Annotated in this window: 1 protein-coding gene; it reads left to right on the forward strand. The window is 35.8% G+C overall.

Going from position 1 to position 999, the window contains the following annotated elements:
• The coding region (locus tag NNN71_RS24700) for an NB-ARC domain-containing protein (RefSeq protein ID WP_271459592.1) at positions 1 to 999 on the forward strand (999 nt) is incomplete at both ends.

A 999-nucleotide genomic window follows, 5' to 3' on the forward strand; every position in this document is an offset into this window, starting at 1 on the left:
ATACTAAAGTAATTGCCGCAGATGGCGGTAAAGGAAAGACGTCAGTTGCATATGAATTTTGTAGACTAATTGTTGAGTCTGGATCTGAATTGTTTGATCAGATAATTTGGCTAACAGCAAAATCAAAACAATTTAAGGCAATATACAACAGTTATATTGATACACCTGAAATTCATTATTCTGATGTTGAGACATTACTATCAGAAATCTGTATAAGAACAGGCTCACTTCCTGATGAAACAGCTGAGTTAAATTACTTGCAACTTCAGCGACTGGCCAAAGAAAACCTTCAAATATATCGATATTTGATAGTTGTTGATGATGTTGACTCAAATGTTCCTGATGAACAACGACGTATTATGGAAATAGCTAGAGTGATATCAAACTCTAGTTCTAGAGTGTTATTAACTACTAGGGTTAATAACATGTACTCATCAGACTCTGCAATTATCCTCCCTGGGCTATCGGGTGAAGAGTATAAAACATTAATTCAAGAGCATTGTAGAAATCTTCACCTACAGCCGTTCAATGATAAAAATACATACAAACTGCAAGAAGTTTCTGAGGGCTCGCCATTATTTACAGAGTCAATTCTAAGACTTTGTAAACTCGGTTTGTCATTGGACGACGCGATAAATGAATGGAAAGGCAAGAGTGGAGATGCAGTGCGTGTTGCAGCTCTTAGAAAAGAAGTAAAAGAACTTTCCCAAGAAGCAATTAAAATTCTTATTACAATTAGCGTTGTTGGCACATGCTCTAGAACCGAGTTAAGACAATATACAGATCTTGAAAATCATGATCTTGAACGAGCCATGGAAGATCTTGGTAACCTATTCTTAATTAAATCAATCGGTTTTATTGAGTCGGAACCCAGATTTGAAACTTCATCTTCCATATCAAAATTAGTAATATCAATTAGTGATGAGATACTGCCTAATGCTGAAGCGTTTATTGCACAAGTAAATGAAATTTCCGTTGGGCTAAGCGACAATGCTAAGC

The sequence above is a fragment of the Kluyvera sp. Awk 3 genome, assembly GCF_028069715.1.
Lineage (GTDB): Bacteria > Pseudomonadota > Gammaproteobacteria > Enterobacterales > Enterobacteriaceae > Kluyvera > Kluyvera georgiana_A.